The organism is Roseovarius sp. A46 (assembly GCF_004126395.1).
Taxonomy (GTDB): domain Bacteria; phylum Pseudomonadota; class Alphaproteobacteria; order Rhodobacterales; family Rhodobacteraceae; genus Roseovarius; species Roseovarius nitratireducens.
In genome coordinates this window covers 55,266-76,176 of record NZ_PVWS01000017.1, presented here as the reverse complement: position 1 = coordinate 76,176, position 20,911 = coordinate 55,266, and the positions used below count along the sequence as shown (strand labels likewise).

Sequence of the window (20,911 nt, the reverse complement as noted above, 5' to 3'; positions counted from 1 at the left end):
GGTCACTCCTCCATCACGCCTTTGCGTCCCATCAGACCGCGCGGGCGGGTCAGCAGGACGACGATGGCGACAAGGTATATGATAACCTGGTTGATGCCAGGGATGGTGGTGGTGGCCCAGGTTGTCGAGGCAAAGCTTTCGAGGATGCCCAGAAGGAACCCGGCGAGGACGGCCCCGGGCAGGCTGCCCATGCCGCCCACGACCACAACAACGAAGCTGAGCACGAGGAAATCCATGCCCATGTGATAGTTGGGCGGGTTGATCGGGGTATACATCACCCCCGCCAGCCCCGCGACCGCCGCGGCGATGCCGAACATGATGGTGAACCGGCGGTCGATGTTGATACCAAGGAGGCCCACCGTCTCGCGGTCGGCCATGCCGGCGCGCACCACCATGCCGAAGGTGGTGAATTGCAGGAAGGCGAACACCGCGCCGATGATCACCGCCGCGAAGGCGAAATAGACCATGCGCCAGAGCGGGTAGACGATTTCGTTGACCTCGAAGCCGATCATCACGCCCAGGTCGATACTGCCCGACAGCGCCGTGGGGGCCGGGGTGGGGATCGGATTGGCACCAAAGAAATACTTGATGATTTCCTGAAGCACGATCGCCAGGCCGAAGGTCACGAGAATCTGGTCGGCATGGGGGCGGTTGTAGAAGTGCTTGATAAGACCGCGTTCCATCGCGAAGCCGACGGCAACCATGACGGGGATTGCGAACAGGATTGAAAGCGGCACCGACCATTCGATGATCCCGCCGCCGATGTCGGGGCCGAACCAGTCCATGATATAGGGCTTCTCGACCTTCAGCGGGTTGCCGAGGAAATCGGTCTGGCTCTCGTCTATGACCGTGTGGCTGAGCGACAGGAACTTTTGCAACGTGACCGCGCAGAACGCGCCGATCATGAAGAGCGCACCATGCGCGAAGTTGACGACGCCGAGCGTGCCGAAGATCAGGGTCAAGCCCAGCGCGATCAGCGCGTAGGCAGACCCCTTGTCGAGCCCGTTGAGGATTTGCAGAAGAATGACGTCCATCGGTCCCACCTATGGGTTGAAAGCGCGCCGCAGATCGCTGTCGGGCTGCGGCGCGGGTCCGGTCGCGCGCGGTGGCGCGACCGGATGTCTTTTTCGAGAAGGCTCAGGCGCCCGGGTTGCACTCGCCCAGGGACGCTTCCTTGCCGCCGAACATCGGGTGATCCGGTGCATACATGACCTGATCGGTCGGCGTGACCTCGACGATTTCCAGCGTGTCGTACTGGTTGGTCGGGTTCTGTGCACCACGCACGACAAGCACGTCCTTGAAGCACTGGTGATCGGCAGCGCGATAGAGCGTCGGGCCGTTGCCCAGCCCGTCGAATTCGAAGCCTTCGAGGGCCTCGCCGACGCCGCAGGGGTTGAACGTGCCGGCACGCTCGCAGGCATCGGCATAGAGCAGCACCTGCGCGTAGCAGGTCTGTGCCGAGTTCGACGGCGGCTTGCCGTACTTCTCGCCGAAGGACTTGACGAACGCCTTGGAGCCCTCGTTGTCGAGCTGCCAGTTATAGTTCATCGAACCCAGCACGCCCTTGATGTTCTCGCCGGCACCGGCGGCCATCAGTTCGGAATAGAGCGGCACGACGATCTTGAAGTCCTTGCCGTTGGCCATCTTGTCGAGCAGTCCGAACTGCACCGCGTTGGTCAGCGAGTTGACCATGTTGCCGCCGTAGTGGTTGAGCACCAGCACGTCGGCGCCCGAGTTCAGGACCGGCGCGATGTAGGACGAGAAATCGGTCGCCGCGAGCGGCGTCTTGACCGCGTTCACGGTCTCCCAGCCCATCGCCTCGGTCGCTGCCTTGATCGATTCTTCCTGGGTCCAGCCCCAGGTGTAGTCGGCGGTCAGGTGGTAGGCGCGGCGGTCCTCGCCGAATTCCTTGGCCAGCACCGGCGCCAGAGCGGCGGCCGACATGTAGGCGTTGAAGAAGTGGCGGAAGCCGTTTGCCTTGCGGTCCTTGCCGGTGGTGTCGTTCGAGTGCGTCAGACCGGCCATGAAGACGATGCCCGCCTCCTGGCACAGGCCCTGAACGGCCACGGCAACGCCCGAGGACGAGCCGCCGTTGATCATGATGGCGCCGTCCTTTTCGATCATCGACTTGGCGCTTGCACGTGCGGCGTCCGACTTGGTCTGCGTATCGCCGGTGACGAAATCGACTTTCTTGCCGAGGATGCCATTGCCCTTGAGGGCCTTGGACGTGAACGTGTTGAGGCAGCCGCCGTCGCCCTCGCCGTTGAGGTGCTCGACCGCGAGCTGCTGTGCGAGAAGCTCGTCATTGCCCTCGTCGGCGTAGGGTCCGGTCTGCGGGACGTTGAAGCCGAGCGTAACGGTGCTGCCCGTGGGTTCGTTGGTGTAGGCCGCGGCGCTCGACGCGGTAAATATCGTCGGCAGCGCAACGCCAGCACCTGCGATGGCGCTCGTCTTGAGCACGCCACGGCGGGTAAAGTTCGATTTGGACATGGAATCCTCCCATTATGATTCGGTCGGGGCATGCTCCTCCGCACGACCCGGGTGCAGGACAAACCTGCACACGTCAATTATGAGGGCTCGTCAGAAAATTTCGCAACAAGCGCCTTTGTGGAAACATTTATTTTGTAAAAAAATCGACACGCGGCCCCGTCTTGTTGTAAATAAATTGTCACGCAGGTGCAGCAAGTTCAGCCCAAGGCGGAGAAATAATCCATGCCCGAAAAGTTCATGATCGGAACACGCATCCGTGAGAGACGGGTGCTTGCCGGTATACGGCAGACTGACCTCGCCAAACGGGTCGGCATTTCACCCTCGTACCTCAACCTGATCGAGCATAACCGCCGCAGAATCGGCGGCAAGACGCTCCTGCGGCTCGCCGGCGCGCTCGATGTCGAGCCGTCGCTGCTGAGCGAGGGGGCGGCGGCGACGCTGGTCGCGGGACTGCGCGAGGCGGCGGGGGCCGCCGACGATGCCGGCCCCGAGCGCGACCGGGCCGAGGAATTCGCCGAGCGTTTTCCCGGCTGGGCGGGTCTCGTGACCGAGCTCTACCGACGCAACGAGGAAATGGAGCGCACCATCGAGACGCTGACCGACCGGCTTGCGCATGATCCGTTCCTCGCGGATTCGCTGCACGAGGTGATTTCTGCGGTGACTGCGATCCGCTCGACCTCGTCGATCCTGGTGGAGACCGAGGAACTGGAGCCGGAATGGACCGCGCGGTTTCACCGCAACATCAACGAGGACAGTGCGCGTCTCACCGAGGGTGCGCAGGCGCTGGTGAAATACCTGGAGGGCGCCCCCAACCGCGACGCGGAGGTTCAGTCGCCACAGGACGAGATGCACGCGGTGCTGGCGGCGCGCGGCTTTCATTTTGCCGAGCTGGAGCGCGAGGTGGCGGGGCCCCGGGCGGTGGCCCGGCTGGTGCGTGCAGAGGCCGAGCGCGGGCTGTCAGGGCCGGCGCAAAACCTGCTGGGCGCGGTGCTGGCGCGCTATCTCGAAGATGCGCGCGCCCTGCCGATGGCGACGTTCCTCACGCGGGTGCGCACGCTGGGGCCAAACCCTGCGCGGCTGGCCGAGGCGACCGGCGCGGGGCTGGCGCAGGTGTTCCGGCGGATGGCGGCGATGCCCGAGGCCGAGGTCGGGCCGGTCGGGCTGGTGATTTGCGACGCCTCGGGCACGCTGATCTTTCGCAAGCCGATCGAGGGGTTCTCGATGCCGCGGCTGGCGGGGGCCTGCGCGCTTTGGCCGCTCTATCTCGCGTTGGCGCAGCCGCTTGCTCCGTTGCGCAGGCGCGTGCGGCAGGCCGGGCGCGGCGGCGAGGTGGTCGAGGCGCTGGCGGTGGCCGGGCCCGAGGGGCCGACCGGGTTCGACCGGCCGGCGCCGGTGCGTGCGCACATGCTGTTGCTGCCCGACCCGGGCGAGGTGCGCGGCGCCATCGACGAGATCGGAGTGAGCTGTCGGATTTGCCCGTTGGCCACCTGTGTTGCGCGGCGTGAACCGTCGATCCTGGCAGAGGGCTTTTGACAGCGCGGGGTAATTTAGGAATAGTTGCGCGGTGGCGGTTTTCACCGCCTCATCGGAGGGGGAGGCCGATGGTATGGGAAAGACGGTCCTGCTGATCGAGGACGAACCAAACATCATCGAGGCGGTGAGTTTCATCCTGTCGCGTGACGGCTGGGATGTGAAGACCCATGCCAATGGTCATGACGCGATGGACGCGGTGCGACGGCGCACGCCCGATCTCATCATTCTCGACGTGATGCTGCCGGGCAAGAGCGGCTATGACATCCTGGGGGAAATCCGCGCCGATGCCGATTTCGCCACCGTGCCCGTGCTGATGCTGACGGCCCGCGGCCAGACCCGCGACCGCGAAATGGCCGAGCGCGCAGGCGCGAGCCGTTACATGACCAAGCCGTTCTCGAACGCCGACGTGCTCGACGCGGTGCGCGCGCTGGCGGGGACATGAGTCCCGAGCGTGTGTCGGTCTTTCTCGCGCGGCGCAGCTATCGACGCCGCCGGCTGGCCGATGCCGCGCGCCTGCTGCCGCTGGCGGGGGGCGTCCTATTCTGTGTGCCGCTGTTGTGGCAGGGGGCCGGTGGCGGCGCCCGCACGGTGGCGGCGATGATCTACGTCTTCGTTCTCTGGGCGGTGCTGGTCGTGGTCTCGGGGCTGGTATCGCGGCACCTGCGGGGCGGCGAGGACGAGGCTGGCGGCGCGGATGGCGGCGGCGCGAAGGGAGACGGCGGGGGGATGGAATGACCGTTCTCAACATCCTCGTGCTGGTCTGCCTGCTGTATGTGGTGCTGCTTTTCGGGGTGGCGTTCGGTGCCGATCGCGCCGCGCGGCAGGGGCGGGTGCGGTGGCTGCGTTCGCCCGTCGTCTACACTCTGTCGCTGTCGATCTACTGCACCGCCTGGACGTTTTATGGCGCGGTGGGGTTTGCCGCGCGGTCCGGGCTGGAATTTGTCACCATCTATCTCGGTCCGACGCTGGTGATGATCGGCTGGTGGTGGACGCTGCGCCGCCTGGTGCGGGTGGGGCGCAGCCAGCGCATCACCTCGATCGCCGACCTGATTTCGTCGCGCTACGGCAAGTCCAACCTGTTGGCGGTGCTGGTGACCGTGCTCGCGGTGGTGGGCACGACGCCCTATATCGCGCTGCAACTGCAATCGGTGACGCTCTCTTTCGCGGCCTTTGCGGCCTTTGCCGAGCCGGGCGTGCCGACCGCGCCGCTGTCTGACATGCAGTCCACCGCGCTGTGGGTGGCAGCGGGGCTGGCGGTCTTTACCATCCTGTTCGGCACCCGCAACCTGGACGCCAACGAGCGCCATCACGGCGTGGTCATGGCGATCGCGATGGAGGCGGTGGTGAAGCTCTGCGCGCTACTGGCGGTGGGCGTGTTCGTGGTCTGGGGTCTTGCGGGGGGCGTCGCCGCCATGCTCGACCGGATCGAGGCGTCCGAGATCGCGCGGTTCGATGTCTCGGCCGGGCGCTGGGTGGGGCTCACCATGCTGTCGGCGATGGCGTTCCTGTGCCTGCCGCGCATGTTCCAGGTGATGGTGGTCGAGAACGAGGACGAGGATCATCTGCGCACCGCCGCCTGGGCGTTTCCCGGCTACCTGATGCTGATGAGCCTGTTCGTCCTGCCGATCGCGGCGGTGGGGCTGGACGTGATGCCGGCGGGGACCAATCCTGACCTCTTCGTGCTGACCCTGCCGCTGATGGAGGGGCGGGACGGCCTGGCGATCCTGTCGTTCCTCGGCGGATTCTCCAGCGCCACCTCGATGGTGATCGTGGCGGCAATCGCGCTGTCGACGATGGTGTCCAACCATGTCGTCATGCCGATCTGGCTGCATTACTCGGGCGGGGCGGCGATGGTGTCGGGTGACGTGCGCAACGTCGCGCTGACGGCGCGGCGCATCAGCATCGTGGGGGTGCTGTTCCTGGGCTATGTCTATTTCCGAATCTCCGGCGGTGGCACGGCGTTGGCGGCGATGGGGCTGATCGCCTTCGTTGGCGTGGCGCAGTTCCTGCCGGCGCTGATGGGGGGGCTGTTCTGGCGCGGGGCGACGCGCACGGGCGCGCTCGCCGGGCTGTGCACGGGGGCGGCGATCTGGCTTTACTGCCTGTTCCTGCCGAGCTTCGGCCCCGCGGTCTTCATGTCCGAGGCTCTCCATGAGGCGGGGCCGTGGGGCTTCGGCTGGCTGCGGCCTTACGCGCTCTTTGGGGCCGAGGGGATGGATCCGGTGCTGCACGCACTGATGTGGTCGCTTCTGTTCAATGTCGGCTCCTTCCTGCTGGGATCGCTCTTGAGCTTTCCGCAGCCACTGGAGCGGTTGCAGGGCGCGCAGTTCGTCAACGTCTTTGACCATTCCGGCACGCCGGGGGGCTGGTCGGGCGGCATGGCGCAGAGCGAGGACCTGCTCATCATGGCGCAGCGCATCATGGGCGCGCGCGAGGCGCAGGCGCTGTTTTCCGCCGCCGCCGGGCGGCAGGGGGTGGCGGGCTACCTGCCCGAGCCGAGCCCCGATTTCCTGCAGGAGCTGGAGCGCGCGCTCGCCGGGTCGGTGGGCGCGGCCACCGCGCACGCGATGATCGCGCAGATCGTTGGTGGCGCCGCGGTCTCGGTGCGCGACCTGATGGCCGTGGCCGACGAGACCGCGCAGATCATGGAATATTCCAGCCAGTTGGAGGCCAAGAGCCAGGAACTGGCGCGCACCGCCCGGCAATTGCGGCAGGCCAACGAGAAGCTCACCCAGATTTCCGTGCAGAAAGACGGCTTCCTGTCGCAGATCAGCCACGAGCTGCGCACGCCGATGACCTCTATCCGGGCATTCTCGGAAATCCTGCGCGACACCGACGACCTGAGCGCGGAGGACAAGCACAAATACGCCGCGATCATCCATGACGAGACGGTGCGGCTCACCCGGCTTCTGGATGACCTGCTCGATCTCAGCGTGCTGGAAAACGGGCAGGTGGATCTCAACGTGCAATCCGGCACGCTCGAGGCGCTGATCGACCGGGCGGTGCGCGCCGCGGGCGGCGAGACCGAGCATTTCATCATCCACCGCGATCGCGAGGCAGAGCGTGTGGATCTCAGCACCGATCTCGACCGGCTGGCGCAGGTTTTCATCAATCTTGTCAGCAACGCGCGCAAATACTGCGATGCCGATCCGGCGGTGCTCTCGATCCGCACGGCGGTCGCCGAGGACCAGCTCGTGGTGGATTTCGTCGACAATGGTGGTGGTATTCCGACCGAGATGCAGGCGATGATCTTCGAGAAATTCTCGCGCATCGGCGAGACCAAGGCCGGCGGGGCAGGGCTCGGCCTCGCGATCTGCCGCGAAATCATGGCGCGGCTCGGCGGGTACGTTTCCTACCTGCCGGGACAGACGGGGCCGGCGTTCCGTGTGAGCTTGCCATTGTCGGGGCGGATGGCGGCGCAGTAGCGCCGCGCCAAGATTAGGAGAATCGTAACCCGCCGCCCCTAGGCTCTGGCAAGGACACAGAAGGTGGGCGGCCCGGGCGGATGGCAGAGCAGCGACAGGCTTCGGTCATAAGGCGCAAGACGCGCGCGGCGCGCGAGGGAGCGGACCGGCGGGTGATGTCGCCCGTGCGCGCACTGCGGTTGGCGCTGGCACGCGCTGCGGATACGCTGCTCGACCTGCCGCTTGTCGTTGCGACGGTGGAACAGTGCAGGGTCGAGGCGGGCGAGGTCGAGTCTACGCTCGGCACAGAGGGGCTTTACCTTCTGCTCGACGGGGCGGCGGGCGCGCGCGCGGCGATGCGGCTTTGCCCGGGGCTGGTGGCCGCGCTGGTCGAAGTGCAGACCACTGGGCGCGTGCGGCCCGGTGAGGTGCGCGCGCGCGCGCCCACACGAACCGATGCGGCAATGGTCGCGCCGCTCGTCGATGCACTGCTGTCGGGGTTCGACGACGGTATGGGCGAGAGCGGGGCGGACCAAGCGGCGCGCGGCTTTCATTTCGGCGACCGGGTAGAGGACGCGCGCGCGCTGGCGTTGCTGCTCGTGGCGCCGGAGTTCGATTTTTTCCGGCTCACGGTCGATCTTGGGCCGGGGCTGCGCACCGGGCGGCTGGATCTGCTCTTGCCGCCCGCGCCGCCCGTGCCCGCGCGCGACGTGGCCCCGGCGGGACGCGGGGCACCGGCGCGCGACCTCGAGAACGTGGCAGCGGTGGCGCTCGACGCGGTGCTGGCGCGAATTCGCGTGCCGCTTCGTGCGGCGATGGCGTTCAAGGTGGGTCAGCGGCTCGAGGTCGCGAGAGACACCCTGGGCAAGGTGCGGCTTGTTGGCGCAGGAGGCCATGTCGCGGCAGAGGGGCGGCTGGGCCGGCGCGATGGCTGGCGCGCCCTGCGGCTGGCGGGAACAGGCGCGGATGAGGGCGACGAAGCGCCCCGTGCGACCCCTGCGGCGAGCACAACCGGGGCCGGGGCCGGGGCCGCCGGGCGGGTGCCGGGCGCGCAGCCCGGCGGAGCCAGCCGCGCGGAGATCGGGGCCCCGGACACCGCGATGGCGACGGCACCGGAGGCCTATGATACGATGGGGCAGGAGTCGGTGGGGCAGGAGATGCTAGGGCACGGAACAAGCGGCGCCGATGCCGGCGATGACATGGACGGCACGGCGACCGCGGCCCAGGGCGGCACGGCGCTCGCCCCGGTCTCCGGTTGACATGCATCAAGGCATCGGTGCGCGCCCGCCGCTATGCTCCTGAGCGCATACATATGGCGACGACGGGAGGACCACGATGCTTGATACCGCGATATACCGCGCCGCGCTGATGCGGCGGCTGCGCCAGCTCGATACCCGGTTGCACGCCATCGAGGCCGAGTTGGATGCGCCGCGCGCCGACGACTGGGAGGAGGCTGCCACGGAACGCGAGGGCGACGAGGTGCTCGAACGGCTGGGCCAGAGCGGCGAGGCCGAGATTGCCCGCATCCGCGCCGCGCTCACCCGCATCCGCGAAGGGCAATACGGCATCTGCACGAGCTGCGGCGAGCAGATTTCCGCCGAGCGGCTCGACGTCCTGCCGGAAACGCCGCTGTGCCGCCAATGTGCGGCACAGGTGGGGTGATCCGTTCACAATTCTGTCGCGCGCGCACGGTACCTATTCATCGCGTGACGAAAACACGCTAAGGTTGTCGTGCCTTTGGGAGGAATGCCATGACTCACCTTGATGCCGAACTCGATCGTCTCCAGACCCTGATCGGCGTGGCTGCGCCCGAGACGCGCTATCGTCACGAGCCGCAAGTGCGTCGCGTCATCGCGCAGCTGCGCGAGGAGGGCCGCGCCGTGCCGGACAGCGTCAAGGCACTGCATACCAAGCTGCTGAGCGAGGCGATCGAGGCCGAATTCGACAACATGCCGATCTGAGCGGTCACGCCGCGGTGCCAGCGCGCTTGCACGCGCGGCGCTTTCCCGCTGTAATCGCCTCGAACAGGCGGCAACAGGCGGGGCAGACGTGACCGAGACCGTTCAACGCGTGCGCGACGGTGGGGTGCTGGTGCTGCGGCTCGACAGGCCCGTAGCCAACGCGCTTGTCCCCGAGATGCGCGCGGCGCTCGTCGCGGCGCTGGACGAAGCCGCGCAGGACGCAGCCTGCCGCGCCGTGGTGATCGCGGGCACGGGGACGGGGTTTTCCTCGGGGCTCGACCTGTCGGAGGACATGACCGCACCGCGCGCGCCCACACCCGGTGACCTGTGCCGCGCCGTGGCCTCGTGCCCCAAGCCCGTGGTCGCGGCGCTGTGTGGCGAGGTTGCGGGGGTGGGATTGTCGCTGGCCGTGGCGGCTGACGCGCGCGTGGCCCACGAGGGCACGCGCCTTTCGCTGCCCGAGATCGCGCTGGCCGGGATGCCCTGTGCGGGGGCCACGCAGCGCCTGCCGCGCCTCGTGGGCGCGCAGGCGGCGCTGGAGATGATGCTCTCGGGCCGTCCGGTGCGTGCGGATGAGACGCGCCTGCGCCCGCTTTTCGATCGCGTCGAGGCTGACACGGCGCAGGTCGAGCCCGCGGCACGGGCGCTGGCCCTGCGGCTGGCCGAAGCAGACCCCGATTCCACGCGGCGCGACCCGCAGCGCGGCCTGTCGGACCCGCGCGGCTATCAGCGCGCCGTCGCCACCGTGCGCGCCCGGCTCGGCGAGGGGGAGGGCGCGGCAGCGGACATCCTGCGCGCGATCGAGGCGGCGCAGCTTCTGCCGCTGGCGCAGGGGCTCGATTTTGAGGAGGTGATCGCCACTGAGCGCGCGCAAAGCCGCGAGGCCCGTGCGCTGCGCCACCTGCGGCTGGCCGAGGGACGCGCGCGCGCACTGCCCGAAATGCGCGCCGCCCCGCCGCGTGCGGTCGCGCGGGTGGGGGTCGCGGGCGCGATTCCCGCGGCCCTGACCGAGCGGCTGGAGGCGGCGGGCGTCGCGCTCGTGGGAGAAGACCCGGCGGAGCGCGCCGACCTGTGGATCGAATCGGAGCCGGGCGCGGCCCCTGCGGGCCCGATGCGGGTAACGCTCGACACGGGCGCCGGTTTCGGGGACGACGGGTTGTGGCTGCGCTTCTCGCCTGATGCGGCGCTTGCCGAGATCGGTGTCGGGCCGGGTGCCGCGGCGGAGGCGGTAGCGGCGCTGGCGTGGCTGCTGGCGCGGGCGCGGCTGGGCGTGGTGCGCGCGCGGCTGCCAGCGGCGGGGCCGGGGGCCGGGCGGTTGCTGTCGGGTGCGCTGGATTTCGCGGCGCTGGCGCTTTTGCGCGTGGGTCTCGGGCCGGACGAGGTGGATCATGGCGCGGTCGCGCTGGGCCTTGCAGAGGGGCCGTGCCTCGCCATGGATCGCGAGGGGCTCGACGCGGCGCAGGCGCGGCTGGCGGCGCTGGCACCGAGGTTGGACATGTCACCGCCGGGGCTGGAGGGGCCGCTCGCCGCGCGGATTGCACGCGGGGCGCACGGGCGCGCTGTCGGGCGCGGATTCTACGAATATCCGCCCGAAGGTCCGCGCCCGGGGCGTGCCGACGGGGGCGCGGGGTTGCCGCAGGGCGTGGGCGCGGCGGAAGCGCTGCACGCCGCGCTGGTCAACATGGCCGAGCGGATGCTGGCAGACGGCGTGCTGGGGCGTTCTGGCGATGTCGATCTGCTGGCTACCGCTGCGCCGGGCATGGCGCGCGACCGGGGCGGGCCGCTCTTTGCCGCCGATGATCGCGGGATGCTGGCGGTGCTGCGCGACATGAAGGCGTTGGCGCCGATGTCGGAGGCGCTGTGGGCGCCGCAGCCGGGTATCGCGGCGCGGGTGCGCGAAGGGCAGGGGTATTTCCGCCGCGCCGCCGCGATCAGCCGAGCATGATGCCCACCACCACCAGCATCAGCCCGATGACCGACAGGAACAGCGCCGCGAGATTGATCGGCAACACCGCCTGCACCGCGGTGCGCATCTCGGCGTCCGATAGCCCCGCGCGGCGCAGCCGCCAAACCTTGAGAATGCACCAGACGAGCCCCGCGAGCCCAGCGAGAGAGACCGCCGCGCCGCCCCAGACCAGCATTTCCATCGTGCGCCCTCCGTCGGTTTCGCGTGTTGCCGTCCGCGGTTAGGCCAAAGCGGCACTCTGCGCAAGGGGCGCGGGCGTGATCGCGCTTGCGCGGGGCGCGCGGCGGCGATAGTCAGGCGGCCTGACCCAGACCGGAGGCCTTTCATGAACGACATGACGTCCGACGCCGCCCATCGCGTCACCGCAGACGAGTTACGCCAGTTCATCGAGCGTTTCGAGCGGCTGGAGGCCGAGAAGAAGGACATCGCCGACCAGCAGAAGGAGGTGATGGCCGAAGCCAAGGCGCGCGGCTACGACACCAAGGTGATGCGCAAGGTGATCGCGCTGCGCAAGCGCGACCGGGACGATATCGCCGAGGAAGAGGCGGTGCTGGAGATGTACAAGGAAGCGCTCGGCATGAGCTGACTGGGGCTGCGCGCGTCTCGGCGGTGGCTCAGCCAACACGCGGGCGCTGGCGAAAGGCGAGGCGCATCTGTTTCTCCGTCTCGATGAGGACAAAGAACACGACGCCGACACCGATGATCAGCAACCCCTCGGTTAGCGGCACCGGTGCCGTTCCGAAAACCCGGTGCAGGGGCGGCACGTAGGTGATGGCGCATTGCGCGCCCGTCACTGCCACGACGCAGATCCAGACCGTTCTCGTGCCCCGTGCTGCCGCCCATGTAAGCGAGGTGCCGTGGATGTTGCGGACGAAGAACAGGTGGAAAATCTCCAGCACGACGAGCGTGTTCATCGCCATGGTTTGGGCCAGCGCCGAAGGGTAGCCCTTGTCGATGGCGTGGAAATACATCCCGAACACCGCCGCGAGGAACAGCGCTGATACTAGCACGATGTGCCAGACCAGCCCGCCGGTCAGGAGCGGCTCATCGCGCGGGCGTGGCGGGCGGAGCATGGTGCCCGGCTCGGACGGCTCGAAGGCCAGCGCGAGACCCAGCGTGACGGCTGTGACCAGGTTGATCCACAGGATTTGCACCGCCGTGATTGGTAGCGCCATGCCAGCGAAGAGCGCGGTGATGATGGTCATAGCCTCGCCCGCGTTGGTGGGCAGGGTCCAGCTTATGACCTTCTTGATGTTGTCGTAGACGGTTCGCCCCTCGCGCACCGCCGCCGCGATCGAGGCGAAATTGTCGTCGGCCAGCACCAGTTCGGCCGCCTCCTTGGCCGCTGCGCTGCCCTTGAGCCCCATGGCGATGCCCGCGTCCGCGCGCTTGAGCGCGGGGGCGTCGTTGACCCCGTCGCCGGTCATCGCCACGGTGAGACCGCGCGATTGCAGCGCGGTCACCAGCCGCAGCTTGTCCGCCGGAGAGGTGCGCGCGAAGATGTCGGTCTGCGTCGCCGCGTCAGCGAGGGCGGCATCATCCATCGCCTCGAGATCGGCACCGGTGAGTACGCGGTCGTGATTTTGCAGCCCGACCTGCGCGGCGATGGCGCGGGCGGTGGCGGCGTGATCGCCGGTGATCATCTTCACGCGGATGCCCGCGGCGCGGCATTCGGCCACCGCCGCGATGGCCTCGGGGCGGGGCGGGTCGATCAGGCCAACGAGCGCGACGAGGGTGAGATGCCCGTCGAGATCGCAGGGGCGGAGCGCGTCCTGCCCCGCCTCGGCTGCGCGCGTGGCCACCGCGATCACCCGCTGCCCGTCGGCGGCGAGCGTCTCGACCGTTTCGTGCCAATTCTCTGTGTCGAGCGGGGCCGTGCCGCCATCCTCCGTGCGCTGAGTACTGCAGAGCGCGAGGACCGCCTCGGGCGCGCCCTTGACGTGGATGCAAGCGCGCCCCGCCCCGTCATGGTCGAGCGTTGCCATGTAGCGGTGCGCTGCGTCGAAGGGGATGGCGTCGCGCCGCGCCCAGCCGCCGAAGGGCGTGGTTCCCTCGCCGGTGATCTTGCCCGCGAGCGCGCGCAAGGCCCCCTCCATCGGATCGCCCTCCACGCGCCAGCCCCCCTCTGGACCGTGCAGCACCGCGTCATTGCACAGCCCCGCCACGCGCGCGGCCTCCTCAAGGGTGGCACGCGTCTCGCCGTCGATGTCGAAAGTGCCCACGGGGGCATAGCCCTCGCCGGTCATCTTGTGAACGCGCCCGGTCGTGGCGAGCGTCGCGGCCATCATCTCGTTGCGGGTGAGTGTGCCGGTTTTGTCTGTGCAGATCACCGAAACCGCCCCAAGCGTCTCGATCGCGGGCAGGCGGCGGACGATGGCGTTGCGCCTTGCCATGGCCTGCACGCCGACGGCGAGCGTGACGGTGAGCACCGCCGGCAGGCCCTCGGGGATGGCCGCGACAGACAAGCCCACCACCGCCATGAACAGATCGGCAAAACCCAAGTGGCCAACGAAATAGCCATAGGCCAGCAGCGTGCCCGCGACGATTAGGATGAACATGGTGAGCCAGCGCGCGAAGCGGTCTATCTGCTCCACGAGCGGGGTGGTCAGCACCTCGACCTTGCCCAGCATGCCGCTGATGCGTCCGATCTGCGTGTCGCCGCCCGTCTCGCTGATCACGCCGTGCCCGGTGCCCGCCGCGACGAGCGTGCCGGAAAAGAGCATCGAGGCGCGGTCGCCGAGCGGGGCGTCGGTGTCGACCGGCGCGCAGCCCTTGTCCACCGGCACCGACTCGCCGGTGAGGATCGCCTCGCCCGCCTTGAGCCCGTTGGCGCGGATCAGGCGCAAGTCGGCGGGAACGAGATCGCCTGCCTCCACGAGCACGATGTCGCCGGGCACCAGATCGCTTGCCTCGACCGTGATGCGGTGGCTGTCGCGCAGCACCGCTGCGCGCGGGGCGAGCATTTCGCGGATCGCGGCCATCGCCTGTTCGGCGCGGCCCTCCTGCACGAAGCCGATCACCGCGTTGACGACCACCACCGCGAGAATCACCCCGGTATCCACCCAGTGTCCCAGCGCCGCCGTGACCGCCGCCGCGCCGATCAGCACGTAGATCAGCACGTTGTGGAACTGCGCGAGCAGGCGCAGCAGCGGACCGCGTCCGGGGGGATCTGGCAGGCGATTCGGGCCGTGGCGGGCGAGACGGCGGGCGGCCTCGTCGCCGCTCAGCCCCGCGGGCGTCCCGCCGAGTGCTTCGAGCGCGCTTTCGGTTGTCCTGTCGTGCATGGTGATCCCCGGATTCGGTGGCGGACCGGTGGGCCGGTCCGCGCGGCGACGATACATGACCTGGCCCTTGCAGGGAATTGACACAAGTCAGTGTCATCCCCTCCCATGACAGCGATACTCGGACGCGCGGGTGTGGCCTGTCGTTGCCTCCCCGCTGACCGCAAAGGAGAGTTCCGCATGACCCGCACGCCCGCCCGCCGCAAGACCCGCGAGGACGCGCCGCAGGACGCTCTGACTCCGCCTGCCGAGGTTCCGCAGGTGCCCGCGCCAGCCGAAGGCGCGCGCCCCGACCAGGCGGAGCCGCACCTGCATGCCGCGCTCGACCGCGCCACGATGGCCAGCCTCGCGCGGTTTACCGCCGGGCTGTCGCCCCACGCGATGATCGACGCGTGGAGCGATTGGGCCATGCACCTCGCCCGCGCGCCGGGGCGGCAACTGGAACTGGCGGAGCGGGCGCAGGCAAACGGGATGAAGCTGGCGCAATACGCCGCCGCGCAGATGACCGGGAAGGCACCGGACAAGCCCTTTGCACCGGGGCGCTACGACACGCGCTGGACGCATGAGGGCTGGGACAGGGCGCCCTTCGCGCTCTGGCAGCAGGGGTTTCTCGCCACGCAGGACTGGTGGGAGGCGGCCACCTCGAACCTGCGCGGATTGCGCAAGCAGAACGCGGACCGGACCGGCTTCACCATGCGGCAGCTTCTTGACAGCGTGTCGCCGTCGAACTTCCCGCTTGGCAATCCCGAGATCATCGAGAAGACGCAGGCCACCGGCGGGCGCAACCTGCTCGAGGGGGCCGCGCATTATGCCGATGACGCCTGCCACATTCTCGCGCAGGAGCATCGCGCCCTGCCCGAGGAATTCGCGCTCGGCAAGGTGCTGGCCGCGACACCGGGCAAGGTGGTGTGGCGCAACGAGCTGATGGAGCTGATCCAGTATTCGCCCACCACCGCGGAGGTGCAGGCCGAGCCGGTGCTTATCGTGCCGGCGTGGATCATGAAATACTACATCCTCGATCTTTCGCCCGAGAATTCCTTTATTCGCTGGCTGGTGGGGCAGGGGCACACAGTGTTCTGCATCTCTTGGCGCAACCCGGGGGCCGAGCACGCTGAGCTGTCGCTGGAGGATTACCGCACGCAGGGGATCATGCAGGCGCTCGACGTGATCAACGACATCGTGCCGGGCCAAAAGGTGCACGCCAACGGCTATTGCCTCGGTGGCACGCTACTGGCCATCGCGGCGGCGGCGATGGCGCGCGATTGTGACGACCGCCTCGCCTCTGTCACGCTGATGGCCGCGCAGGTGGACTTCGTCGAGGCGGGTGAGTTGCTGCTGTTTCTCGACGAGAGCCAGGTGGCCTTTCTGGAGGACTTGATGTGGTCGCAGGGCTATCTGGACCGGCCGCAGATGTCGGGTGCCTTCGCCGCCATCCGGTCGGAGGACCTGATCTGGTCGCGCGCCGTGCGCCGCTATTTCCTGGGCGAGCCGGACCTGCCCACCGATGTCACCGTCTGGGTCAACGACACGACGCGGATGCCCGCAAGGATGCATTCGGAGTACCTTCGCGGTATCTTTCTGGAGAACCGCATCTCGGCGGGGCGCTTTGCAGTCGAGGGGCGGGTGATCGCGCTCAAGGACATTTCCGTGCCGGTCTTTGTCGTGGGCACCGAGACCGACCACATCGCGCCGTGGCGGTCGGTCTACAAGACCGCGCTGTTCACCGATTGCGACCTGCATTTCCTGCTCACCAAGGGCGGCCATAACGGTGGCATCCTGTCTGAGCCGGGGCACAGGGGACGGCATTACCGGATCGGCCACAGGCCTGCCGGGGCGCATTACCGCGACCCCGACACATGGCTGGCGGCACATGATCCGGTGGCGGGCTCGTGGTGGCCGGAATGGGGGCGTTGGCTGATGCGCCACAGCAGTGGCGCGGTACCCGCGCCCGGCAGTCATCAGGGCTATCCCCCCCTCGCGGACGCACCGGGGACGTATATCCATCAAACCTGAGGCATCTGCTGATCGGGTTGGCATGATACCCCGCGCATCCTGCCGGAGCGTTTTGTCTGCGACTGACCGCCCGTCATGATCGCGCGCCCGTCCGCGCGCCATTCCGGCAGGCCGCCGTCCATGCGCCGCGCGTTGAAGCCGCGGTTGCGCAACGGGGCCACGGCCTGGTGGGCGTAGATGCAATAGGGCCCTCGGCAATAGGCGACGATTTCCGCCTTGGGGTCGAGTGTGGGAAGGAGCCGGTCAAGATCGGCCAGTGTGCTGTTGCGCGCTCTGCACCAAGGCGGGGAAGGAGACGCCAGAGGGGATCTGCAATATCGAACGGATGCTGCGCTATGCCTCAGATTTCGTCGCGCAGCGGAATGATCTGTTGCACGATTCCCACGAGAACCAGGTAGATGCTGGTGACCACCAGCCCCCAATGTGCCCAGCTTTCGGGGTCGAAATGTACCCAGGCCGCCCAGCCCGCGAAAAACGTCCACGCCAGCGCCATCGGCAGCGACAGCCAGCGCCAGCGTTCGGTGCGAACCGGGTGGATGAATTTCAGCGGCAGGAACATCGCCACCGCCAGCACCGTCACGAGTGCAAGGATTATCCAGGTTGCGGGCTCGACTGCGAACAGCACGAGCACCAGCATGTTCCAGCAGCCAGGGAAGCCGGAAAAGGAATTGTCCCGCGTCTTCATCCGGCTATCGGCGAAATACATGGCGCTGGCATAGGTGATGACGATGATCGCCACCCATCCCGTCCAGCCCGGCAGCAGATCGGACTTGAACAGCGCGAAGGCCGGAATGAACACGTAGGTGAGGTAGTCGATGATGAGGTCGAGCAGCACGCCGTCGAATTCCGGTGCGGTGGTCTGGACATGGTACCTGCGCGCCAGCGGCCCGTCGATGCCATCGACGGCAAAGGCGACCACGAGCCACAGGAACATCAATTCCCATTCGCGGTCGATCGCGGCGAGCATCGCGAGCATCGCGAAAACCGCGCCGGTGGCGGTGAACAAGTGGACGAGCAGGCCGCGGTGATGAGGTGTCATGGCTTTTTCATGCCCCAAGCACCGGGGTTTTGCAAAGCGAAACCCGGCCCCATTTCAGGGGCCGGGCCGGAAATAGTGTGCGCTGGCGCGCGGATGCGCAGATACGTGGCGGCTCAGTTCGAGACGCGGACCTCTTCGACCGGGTAGGCCAGCATGTCTTGCGCCTCCCACGAGACGTGGCAATCGTGGCAGAAGCTCTGCTTGATCTTCATCGGTTTGCCGTTGGGCATCAGCGCCGAGTAGATCCAGTCTCCGGCGTCGGGCGCCGCGCCCTCCTCGCCCTTAGTCATGATGAAGAGCGGGCCGGGGCGGGCCGTCTTCTTCTTGGTCGAGATGGTGATGCTTTCCTTGGCGAGCACCGAGCCGGCAGGCATGTCCACGCCCTCGGTGGCGAACTTGAGGTATTGCTCGGCGGCCACGTCATTGGCAAAGGTCAGCAGCAGGCGGCTGCCATGCGCGCCCTGCACCGCCGGACGGGTGCCGGTCACCGTCCAGTCGCGGTAAGCGGTGGCAACCTCGTTGCCATCCTTGGCATAGCCCTCGGCCATCTTGTCCGAGAGGCAGGTGTAGATCTCGTTGATCGCCGCCGCGTCGAGATCGAACGGATCCTCGACATCGGCCTTGCAGTTGCTGGCGGCGGCCGAATGCCCCAGCATGACGCTGATGGCGAGGGTGGCTGCGGCAAAAAGCTGGCGTTTCATTGGGGTGGTACTCCGTTTCCTGACGTGACTTGCAATGCGTCCGGGACGGAGGGTGGCATATCTCGGCTGTAATTGAACCTAACACTTGCGTGAGGGCGGGCGTGGGTCAGCCGCCTCCCTGCGGGTGGGCGCGGGCGTAGACCTCCATCAGGCGCGCGGTGTCGACGCCGGTATAGGCCTCTGTGGTCGATAGCGACGCGTGGCCCAGCAATTCCTGGATCGCGCGCAAATCGCCCCCGGCGTTGAGCAGGTGAGTGGCAAAGCTGTGGCGCATCGCGTGGGGCGTGGCCGAGGCTGGCAGGCCAAGTTGCGCGCGGGTCTGCGCCATCGCCCTTTGCACGGCGCGCGCGCCCAGACGCCGCCCGCGCATTCCGAAAAACAGCGGGCCGCGATGGGTGATCGGGAACGGGCAGAGCCGCGCGTAGGCGGCCACGGCGTCGCGCGCGGGCGCGATCACCGGCACCAGCCGTTCCTTGCCGCCCTTGCCGGTGATGCGCAGCGTGTCGCCGAGGGGCTGCGCGGCGCCATCGAGCCCCAGCGCCTCGGAAATGCGCAATCCGCAGCCGTAGAGCAGCGTCACCACGGCCGTGTCGCGTGCCGCGATCCACGGCTTTGGCGCGTCCGTCTCCAGCGTGTCGAGCACATCCCGCGCGGCGTCCACCGAGAGTGGGCGGGGCAGTTTGCGCAGGTATTTGGGCGCGCGCGCCGAGAGCACCGCGGTGGGCTCGAATCCCTCGCGCTCGGACAGCCAGCGGTAGAAGCTCTTGATCGCCGAGAGGCGGCGGGCGAGCGAGCGGGGGCCAAGCCCGGCGGCGCGCTCATGCGCCATGAAGGCGCGCATATCGGCGGTGGTGATGCGCGCGAGGGCCCCGAGGCCCTGCGCCTGCCCGTGATGGCCGGTCATGAAGGTCAGGAAGGCGCGCAGGTCGCGCGCGTAGGCGTCGATCGTGTGCTCGGCGGCGCCATCGAGCGCCTTGATGGCGGCCAGCCAATCGGCCAGCGCCGCCCGGGCGGCGGCGGAGATCACGACAGCCAGCGGCGCATCACCCTCTCGAACACGCCGGCGAAGAAGGCCAGAAGATCGCTGCCCTGCTGCGGGCTGAACTGGTGCGGGTCCTCGGCGCCCATCACCAGCATCCCCGGCAGCCGGTCGGCCCCGAAATCCAGAAGCAGGCACGCCTCGGAGCGGATATGCTGCGCGGTACGGCCATAGACGCGGCTGTCGCCCTCGTCGAGCTGGCGCAGCGTGACCTGCCGCGTGGGTGCGTCGCGCCCGCCGGTCAGGTAGCCGCGGATGAAGCCCGGCTCGGCCACCGACAGCACGTCGCCGAGGCGGCGCACCGCCGGGTCGTCGTCATTTTGCACCGATTCGAGCACCAGCCGCATGGCGTCCACGCGCAGGATATGGGCCACCTCGCCGTCAAGGTCGCGCAGGAAGCTCTCGAACTCGACCGGGTCGAGCATCCGCAGGATGGCACGGTGCACCTGGTTGGTGCCGGCGAGGTTTTCGTAGGCGGCGGCGATCACCGCGCGGTGGGTTTCCTCGAGCCGGTCGAGCCGCGCCTCGAGCCGGTCCATGGCGATGCCGCGCATATCGACGATGTTGGTGCCCATCTCGCGCTCGTTGGCGGCGATGAGGGCGCGCATCATTTCGGTGTCATCGAGGATCACGTCCGGCTCGGAGATAATCCGCTCGCGCAGGTTATCGTCGATGCGGGGCTTGCTGCTCATCGCTGCCTCATTCGCTTGTTTTGCGGCAGACTAGCAGAAGCCGACGCGGAATGCCGCAAGAAAATGCGGTATTCGGTTGTGCGTGTGTGTCATCCTCGGACCCCACCCGAGGATGACGGGGGCGGTTCAGAGGATCTTCTGCCCGGTCTTTTCCCAGTCGGCCATGAAGGCGGCAAGGCCCTTGTCGGTGAGGGGGTGGGCGGCCATCGCCTTGATGACGGCGGGGGGGGCGGTCATCACGTCGGCGCCGATCATTGCCGACTGAAAGGCGTGGTTCACCGTGCGGATCGAGGCCGCGAGGATCTGCGTCTCGAACCCGTAATTGTCATAGATCTGGCGGATGTCCGAGATGATCTGCATCCCGTCGAGGTTGATGTCGTCGAGCCGCCCGATGAACGGCGAGATGAAGGTCGCCCCCGCCTTGGCCGCCAACAGCGCCTGATTGGCGGAAAAGCACAGCGTCACGTTGACCATGTTGCCCTCGCCCGAGAGCACCTTGCACGCGCGGAGCCCGTCCCAGGTGAGCGGCACCTTGACGGCGATGTTCGGGGCGATGGCGGCGAGCTTTCGGCCCTCGGCGATCATGGCGTCGGCCTCGAGCGCCACGACCTCGGCGCTGACCGGGCCATCGACCATGTCGGCGATCTCCTTGGTCACTTCGAGGATGTCGCGCCCCGATTTGAGGATCAGCGAGGGGTTGGTGGTGACGCCATCGACCATGCCGAGATCGTTGAGCTCGGCGATCTGGGCGGTGTCTGCGGTATCGACGAAGAATTTCATGGGGCGGCCCTC

19 protein-coding genes are annotated in these 20,911 nt (G+C 68.0%); 10 read left to right on the top strand and 9 right to left on the bottom strand.

Going from position 1 to position 20,911, the window contains the following annotated elements:
- Window positions 1-2 precede the first annotated feature (2 nt).
- The gene (locus tag C6W92_RS10700) at window positions 3-1,034 is read right to left on the bottom strand and encodes a branched-chain amino acid ABC transporter permease (RefSeq protein ID WP_129432950.1); all 1,032 of its coding nucleotides are present in this window, start codon (window positions 1,032-1,034) and stop codon (window positions 3-5) included.
- Between the two features lie 103 nt (window positions 1,035-1,137).
- Entirely contained in the window at window positions 1,138-2,490 is a 1,353-nt protein-coding gene (locus C6W92_RS10695; RefSeq protein ID WP_129432949.1) for a substrate-binding protein, read from the bottom strand.
- Window positions 2,491-2,712: 222 nt separating this feature from the next.
- Between C6W92_RS10695 and C6W92_RS10690 the strand changes: the two genes are divergently transcribed.
- The 8 genes from C6W92_RS10690 (at window position 2,713) to C6W92_RS10655 (ending at window position 11,333) form a co-directional block, all read left to right on the top strand.
- Window positions 2,713-4,023, top strand: coding sequence for an XRE family transcriptional regulator (locus C6W92_RS10690; protein WP_129432948.1), 1,311 nt, complete (start codon window positions 2,713-2,715; stop codon window positions 4,021-4,023).
- Window positions 4,024-4,096: 73 nt separating this feature from the next.
- Entirely contained in the window at window positions 4,097-4,465 is a 369-nt protein-coding gene (locus C6W92_RS10685; RefSeq protein ID WP_129432947.1) for a response regulator, read from the top strand.
- On the top strand, window positions 4,462-4,758 hold the full coding sequence (locus C6W92_RS10680; RefSeq protein WP_104018813.1) for a hypothetical protein: 297 nt from the start codon (window positions 4,462-4,464) through the stop codon (window positions 4,756-4,758). The genes C6W92_RS10685 and C6W92_RS10680 overlap by 4 nt, the downstream gene beginning before the upstream one ends.
- A complete protein-coding gene (locus tag C6W92_RS10675; RefSeq protein WP_129432946.1) occupies window positions 4,755-7,448 on the top strand; it encodes an ATP-binding protein in 2,694 nt (897 codons plus the stop codon). The genes C6W92_RS10680 and C6W92_RS10675 overlap by 4 nt, the downstream gene beginning before the upstream one ends.
- A gap of 80 nt (window positions 7,449-7,528) precedes the next feature.
- The gene (locus C6W92_RS10670; protein ID WP_129432945.1) at window positions 7,529-8,686 is read left to right on the top strand and encodes a FliM/FliN family flagellar motor switch protein; all 1,158 of its coding nucleotides are present in this window, start codon (window positions 7,529-7,531) and stop codon (window positions 8,684-8,686) included.
- A gap of 76 nt (window positions 8,687-8,762) precedes the next feature.
- Entirely contained in the window at window positions 8,763-9,089 is a 327-nt protein-coding gene (locus tag C6W92_RS10665) for a TraR/DksA C4-type zinc finger protein (RefSeq protein ID WP_129432944.1), read from the top strand.
- 89 nt (window positions 9,090-9,178) lie between these two features.
- Window positions 9,179-9,388: a hypothetical protein gene (locus C6W92_RS10660; protein WP_129432943.1), complete on the top strand. Its 210-nt coding sequence runs from the start codon at window positions 9,179-9,181 to the stop codon at window positions 9,386-9,388.
- A gap of 88 nt (window positions 9,389-9,476) precedes the next feature.
- Entirely contained in the window at window positions 9,477-11,333 is a 1,857-nt protein-coding gene (locus tag C6W92_RS10655; protein ID WP_129432942.1) for an enoyl-CoA hydratase-related protein, read from the top strand.
- Here C6W92_RS10655 and C6W92_RS10650 read toward each other — a convergent pair.
- Window positions 11,320-11,535 (bottom strand): hypothetical protein, encoded by a 216-nt coding sequence (locus C6W92_RS10650; RefSeq protein WP_129432941.1) that lies wholly within the window; start codon window positions 11,533-11,535, stop codon window positions 11,320-11,322. The genes C6W92_RS10655 and C6W92_RS10650 overlap by 14 nt on opposite strands.
- A 144-nt stretch (window positions 11,536-11,679) precedes the next feature.
- Here C6W92_RS10650 and C6W92_RS10645 point away from each other — a divergent pair, with 144 nt between their 5' ends.
- On the top strand, window positions 11,680-11,940 hold the full coding sequence (locus C6W92_RS10645) for a DUF2312 domain-containing protein (RefSeq protein ID WP_104018820.1): 261 nt from the start codon (window positions 11,680-11,682) through the stop codon (window positions 11,938-11,940).
- Between the two features lie 28 nt (window positions 11,941-11,968).
- Here the strand turns inward: C6W92_RS10645 and C6W92_RS10640 are convergent, their stop codons facing one another.
- Entirely contained in the window at window positions 11,969-14,638 is a 2,670-nt protein-coding gene (locus tag C6W92_RS10640; protein ID WP_129432940.1) for a cation-transporting P-type ATPase, read from the bottom strand.
- A gap of 177 nt (window positions 14,639-14,815) precedes the next feature.
- On the opposite strand from C6W92_RS10640, the gene C6W92_RS10635 reads away from it, so the two are divergent.
- Complete coding sequence (locus C6W92_RS10635; RefSeq protein ID WP_129432939.1) at window positions 14,816-16,648, top strand: alpha/beta fold hydrolase; 1,833 nt, start codon at window positions 14,816-14,818, stop codon at window positions 16,646-16,648.
- A gap of 340 nt (window positions 16,649-16,988) precedes the next feature.
- Here C6W92_RS10635 and C6W92_RS10625 read toward each other — a convergent pair whose 3' ends face one another.
- The 5 genes from C6W92_RS10625 to fsa form a co-directional block, all read right to left on the bottom strand.
- Window positions 16,989-17,687 (bottom strand): CDP-alcohol phosphatidyltransferase family protein, encoded by a 699-nt coding sequence (locus tag C6W92_RS10625; protein WP_129432938.1) that lies wholly within the window; start codon window positions 17,685-17,687, stop codon window positions 16,989-16,991.
- A gap of 113 nt (window positions 17,688-17,800) precedes the next feature.
- Window positions 17,801-18,388: a cytochrome P460 family protein gene (locus tag C6W92_RS10620; RefSeq protein ID WP_129432937.1), complete on the bottom strand. Its 588-nt coding sequence runs from the start codon at window positions 18,386-18,388 to the stop codon at window positions 17,801-17,803.
- A 106-nt stretch (window positions 18,389-18,494) separates the two neighbouring features.
- A complete protein-coding gene (locus C6W92_RS10615) occupies window positions 18,495-19,415 on the bottom strand; it encodes a tyrosine recombinase XerC (protein ID WP_129432936.1) in 921 nt (306 codons plus the stop codon).
- Window positions 19,412-20,119, bottom strand: a complete 708-nt coding sequence (locus tag C6W92_RS10610; RefSeq protein WP_129432935.1) for a DUF484 family protein — start codon at window positions 20,117-20,119, stop codon at window positions 19,412-19,414. Before C6W92_RS10610 ends, C6W92_RS10615 begins: the two co-directional genes overlap by 4 nt.
- A 126-nt stretch (window positions 20,120-20,245) precedes the next feature.
- Window positions 20,246-20,899, bottom strand: a complete 654-nt coding sequence (gene fsa / locus C6W92_RS10605; RefSeq protein WP_129432934.1) for a fructose-6-phosphate aldolase — start codon at window positions 20,897-20,899, stop codon at window positions 20,246-20,248.
- Window positions 20,900-20,911 lie beyond the last annotated feature (12 nt).

Coding starts and splice junctions, on each gene's coding strand:
- C6W92_RS10685 (WP_129432947.1), top strand. CDS start 4,097: ATGGGAAAGACGGTCCTGCTGATCGAGGACGAACCAAACATCATCGAG.
- C6W92_RS10635 (WP_129432939.1), top strand. CDS start 14,816: ATGACCCGCACGCCCGCCCGCCGCAAGACCCGCGAGGACGCGCCGCAG.
- C6W92_RS10645 (WP_104018820.1), top strand. CDS start 11,680: ATGAACGACATGACGTCCGACGCCGCCCATCGCGTCACCGCAGACGAG.
- C6W92_RS10670 (WP_129432945.1), top strand. CDS start 7,529: ATGGCAGAGCAGCGACAGGCTTCGGTCATAAGGCGCAAGACGCGCGCG.
- C6W92_RS10665 (WP_129432944.1), top strand. CDS start 8,763: ATGCTTGATACCGCGATATACCGCGCCGCGCTGATGCGGCGGCTGCGC.
- C6W92_RS10695 (WP_129432949.1), bottom strand. CDS start 2,490: ATGTCCAAATCGAACTTTACCCGCCGTGGCGTGCTCAAGACGAGCGCC.
- C6W92_RS10660 (WP_129432943.1), top strand. CDS start 9,179: ATGACTCACCTTGATGCCGAACTCGATCGTCTCCAGACCCTGATCGGC.
- C6W92_RS10650 (WP_129432941.1), bottom strand. CDS start 11,535: ATGGAAATGCTGGTCTGGGGCGGCGCGGCGGTCTCTCTCGCTGGGCTC.
- C6W92_RS10620 (WP_129432937.1), bottom strand. CDS start 18,388: ATGAAACGCCAGCTTTTTGCCGCAGCCACCCTCGCCATCAGCGTCATG.
- C6W92_RS10700 (WP_129432950.1), bottom strand. CDS start 1,034: ATGGACGTCATTCTTCTGCAAATCCTCAACGGGCTCGACAAGGGGTCT.
- C6W92_RS10680 (WP_104018813.1), top strand. CDS start 4,462: ATGAGTCCCGAGCGTGTGTCGGTCTTTCTCGCGCGGCGCAGCTATCGA.
- fsa (WP_129432934.1), bottom strand. CDS start 20,899: ATGAAATTCTTCGTCGATACCGCAGACACCGCCCAGATCGCCGAGCTC.
- C6W92_RS10625 (WP_129432938.1), bottom strand. CDS start 17,687: ATGACACCTCATCACCGCGGCCTGCTCGTCCACTTGTTCACCGCCACC.
- C6W92_RS10610 (WP_129432935.1), bottom strand. CDS start 20,119: ATGAGCAGCAAGCCCCGCATCGACGATAACCTGCGCGAGCGGATTATC.
- C6W92_RS10675 (WP_129432946.1), top strand. CDS start 4,755: ATGACCGTTCTCAACATCCTCGTGCTGGTCTGCCTGCTGTATGTGGTG.
- C6W92_RS10690 (WP_129432948.1), top strand. CDS start 2,713: ATGCCCGAAAAGTTCATGATCGGAACACGCATCCGTGAGAGACGGGTG.
- C6W92_RS10640 (WP_129432940.1), bottom strand. CDS start 14,638: ATGCACGACAGGACAACCGAAAGCGCGCTCGAAGCACTCGGCGGGACG.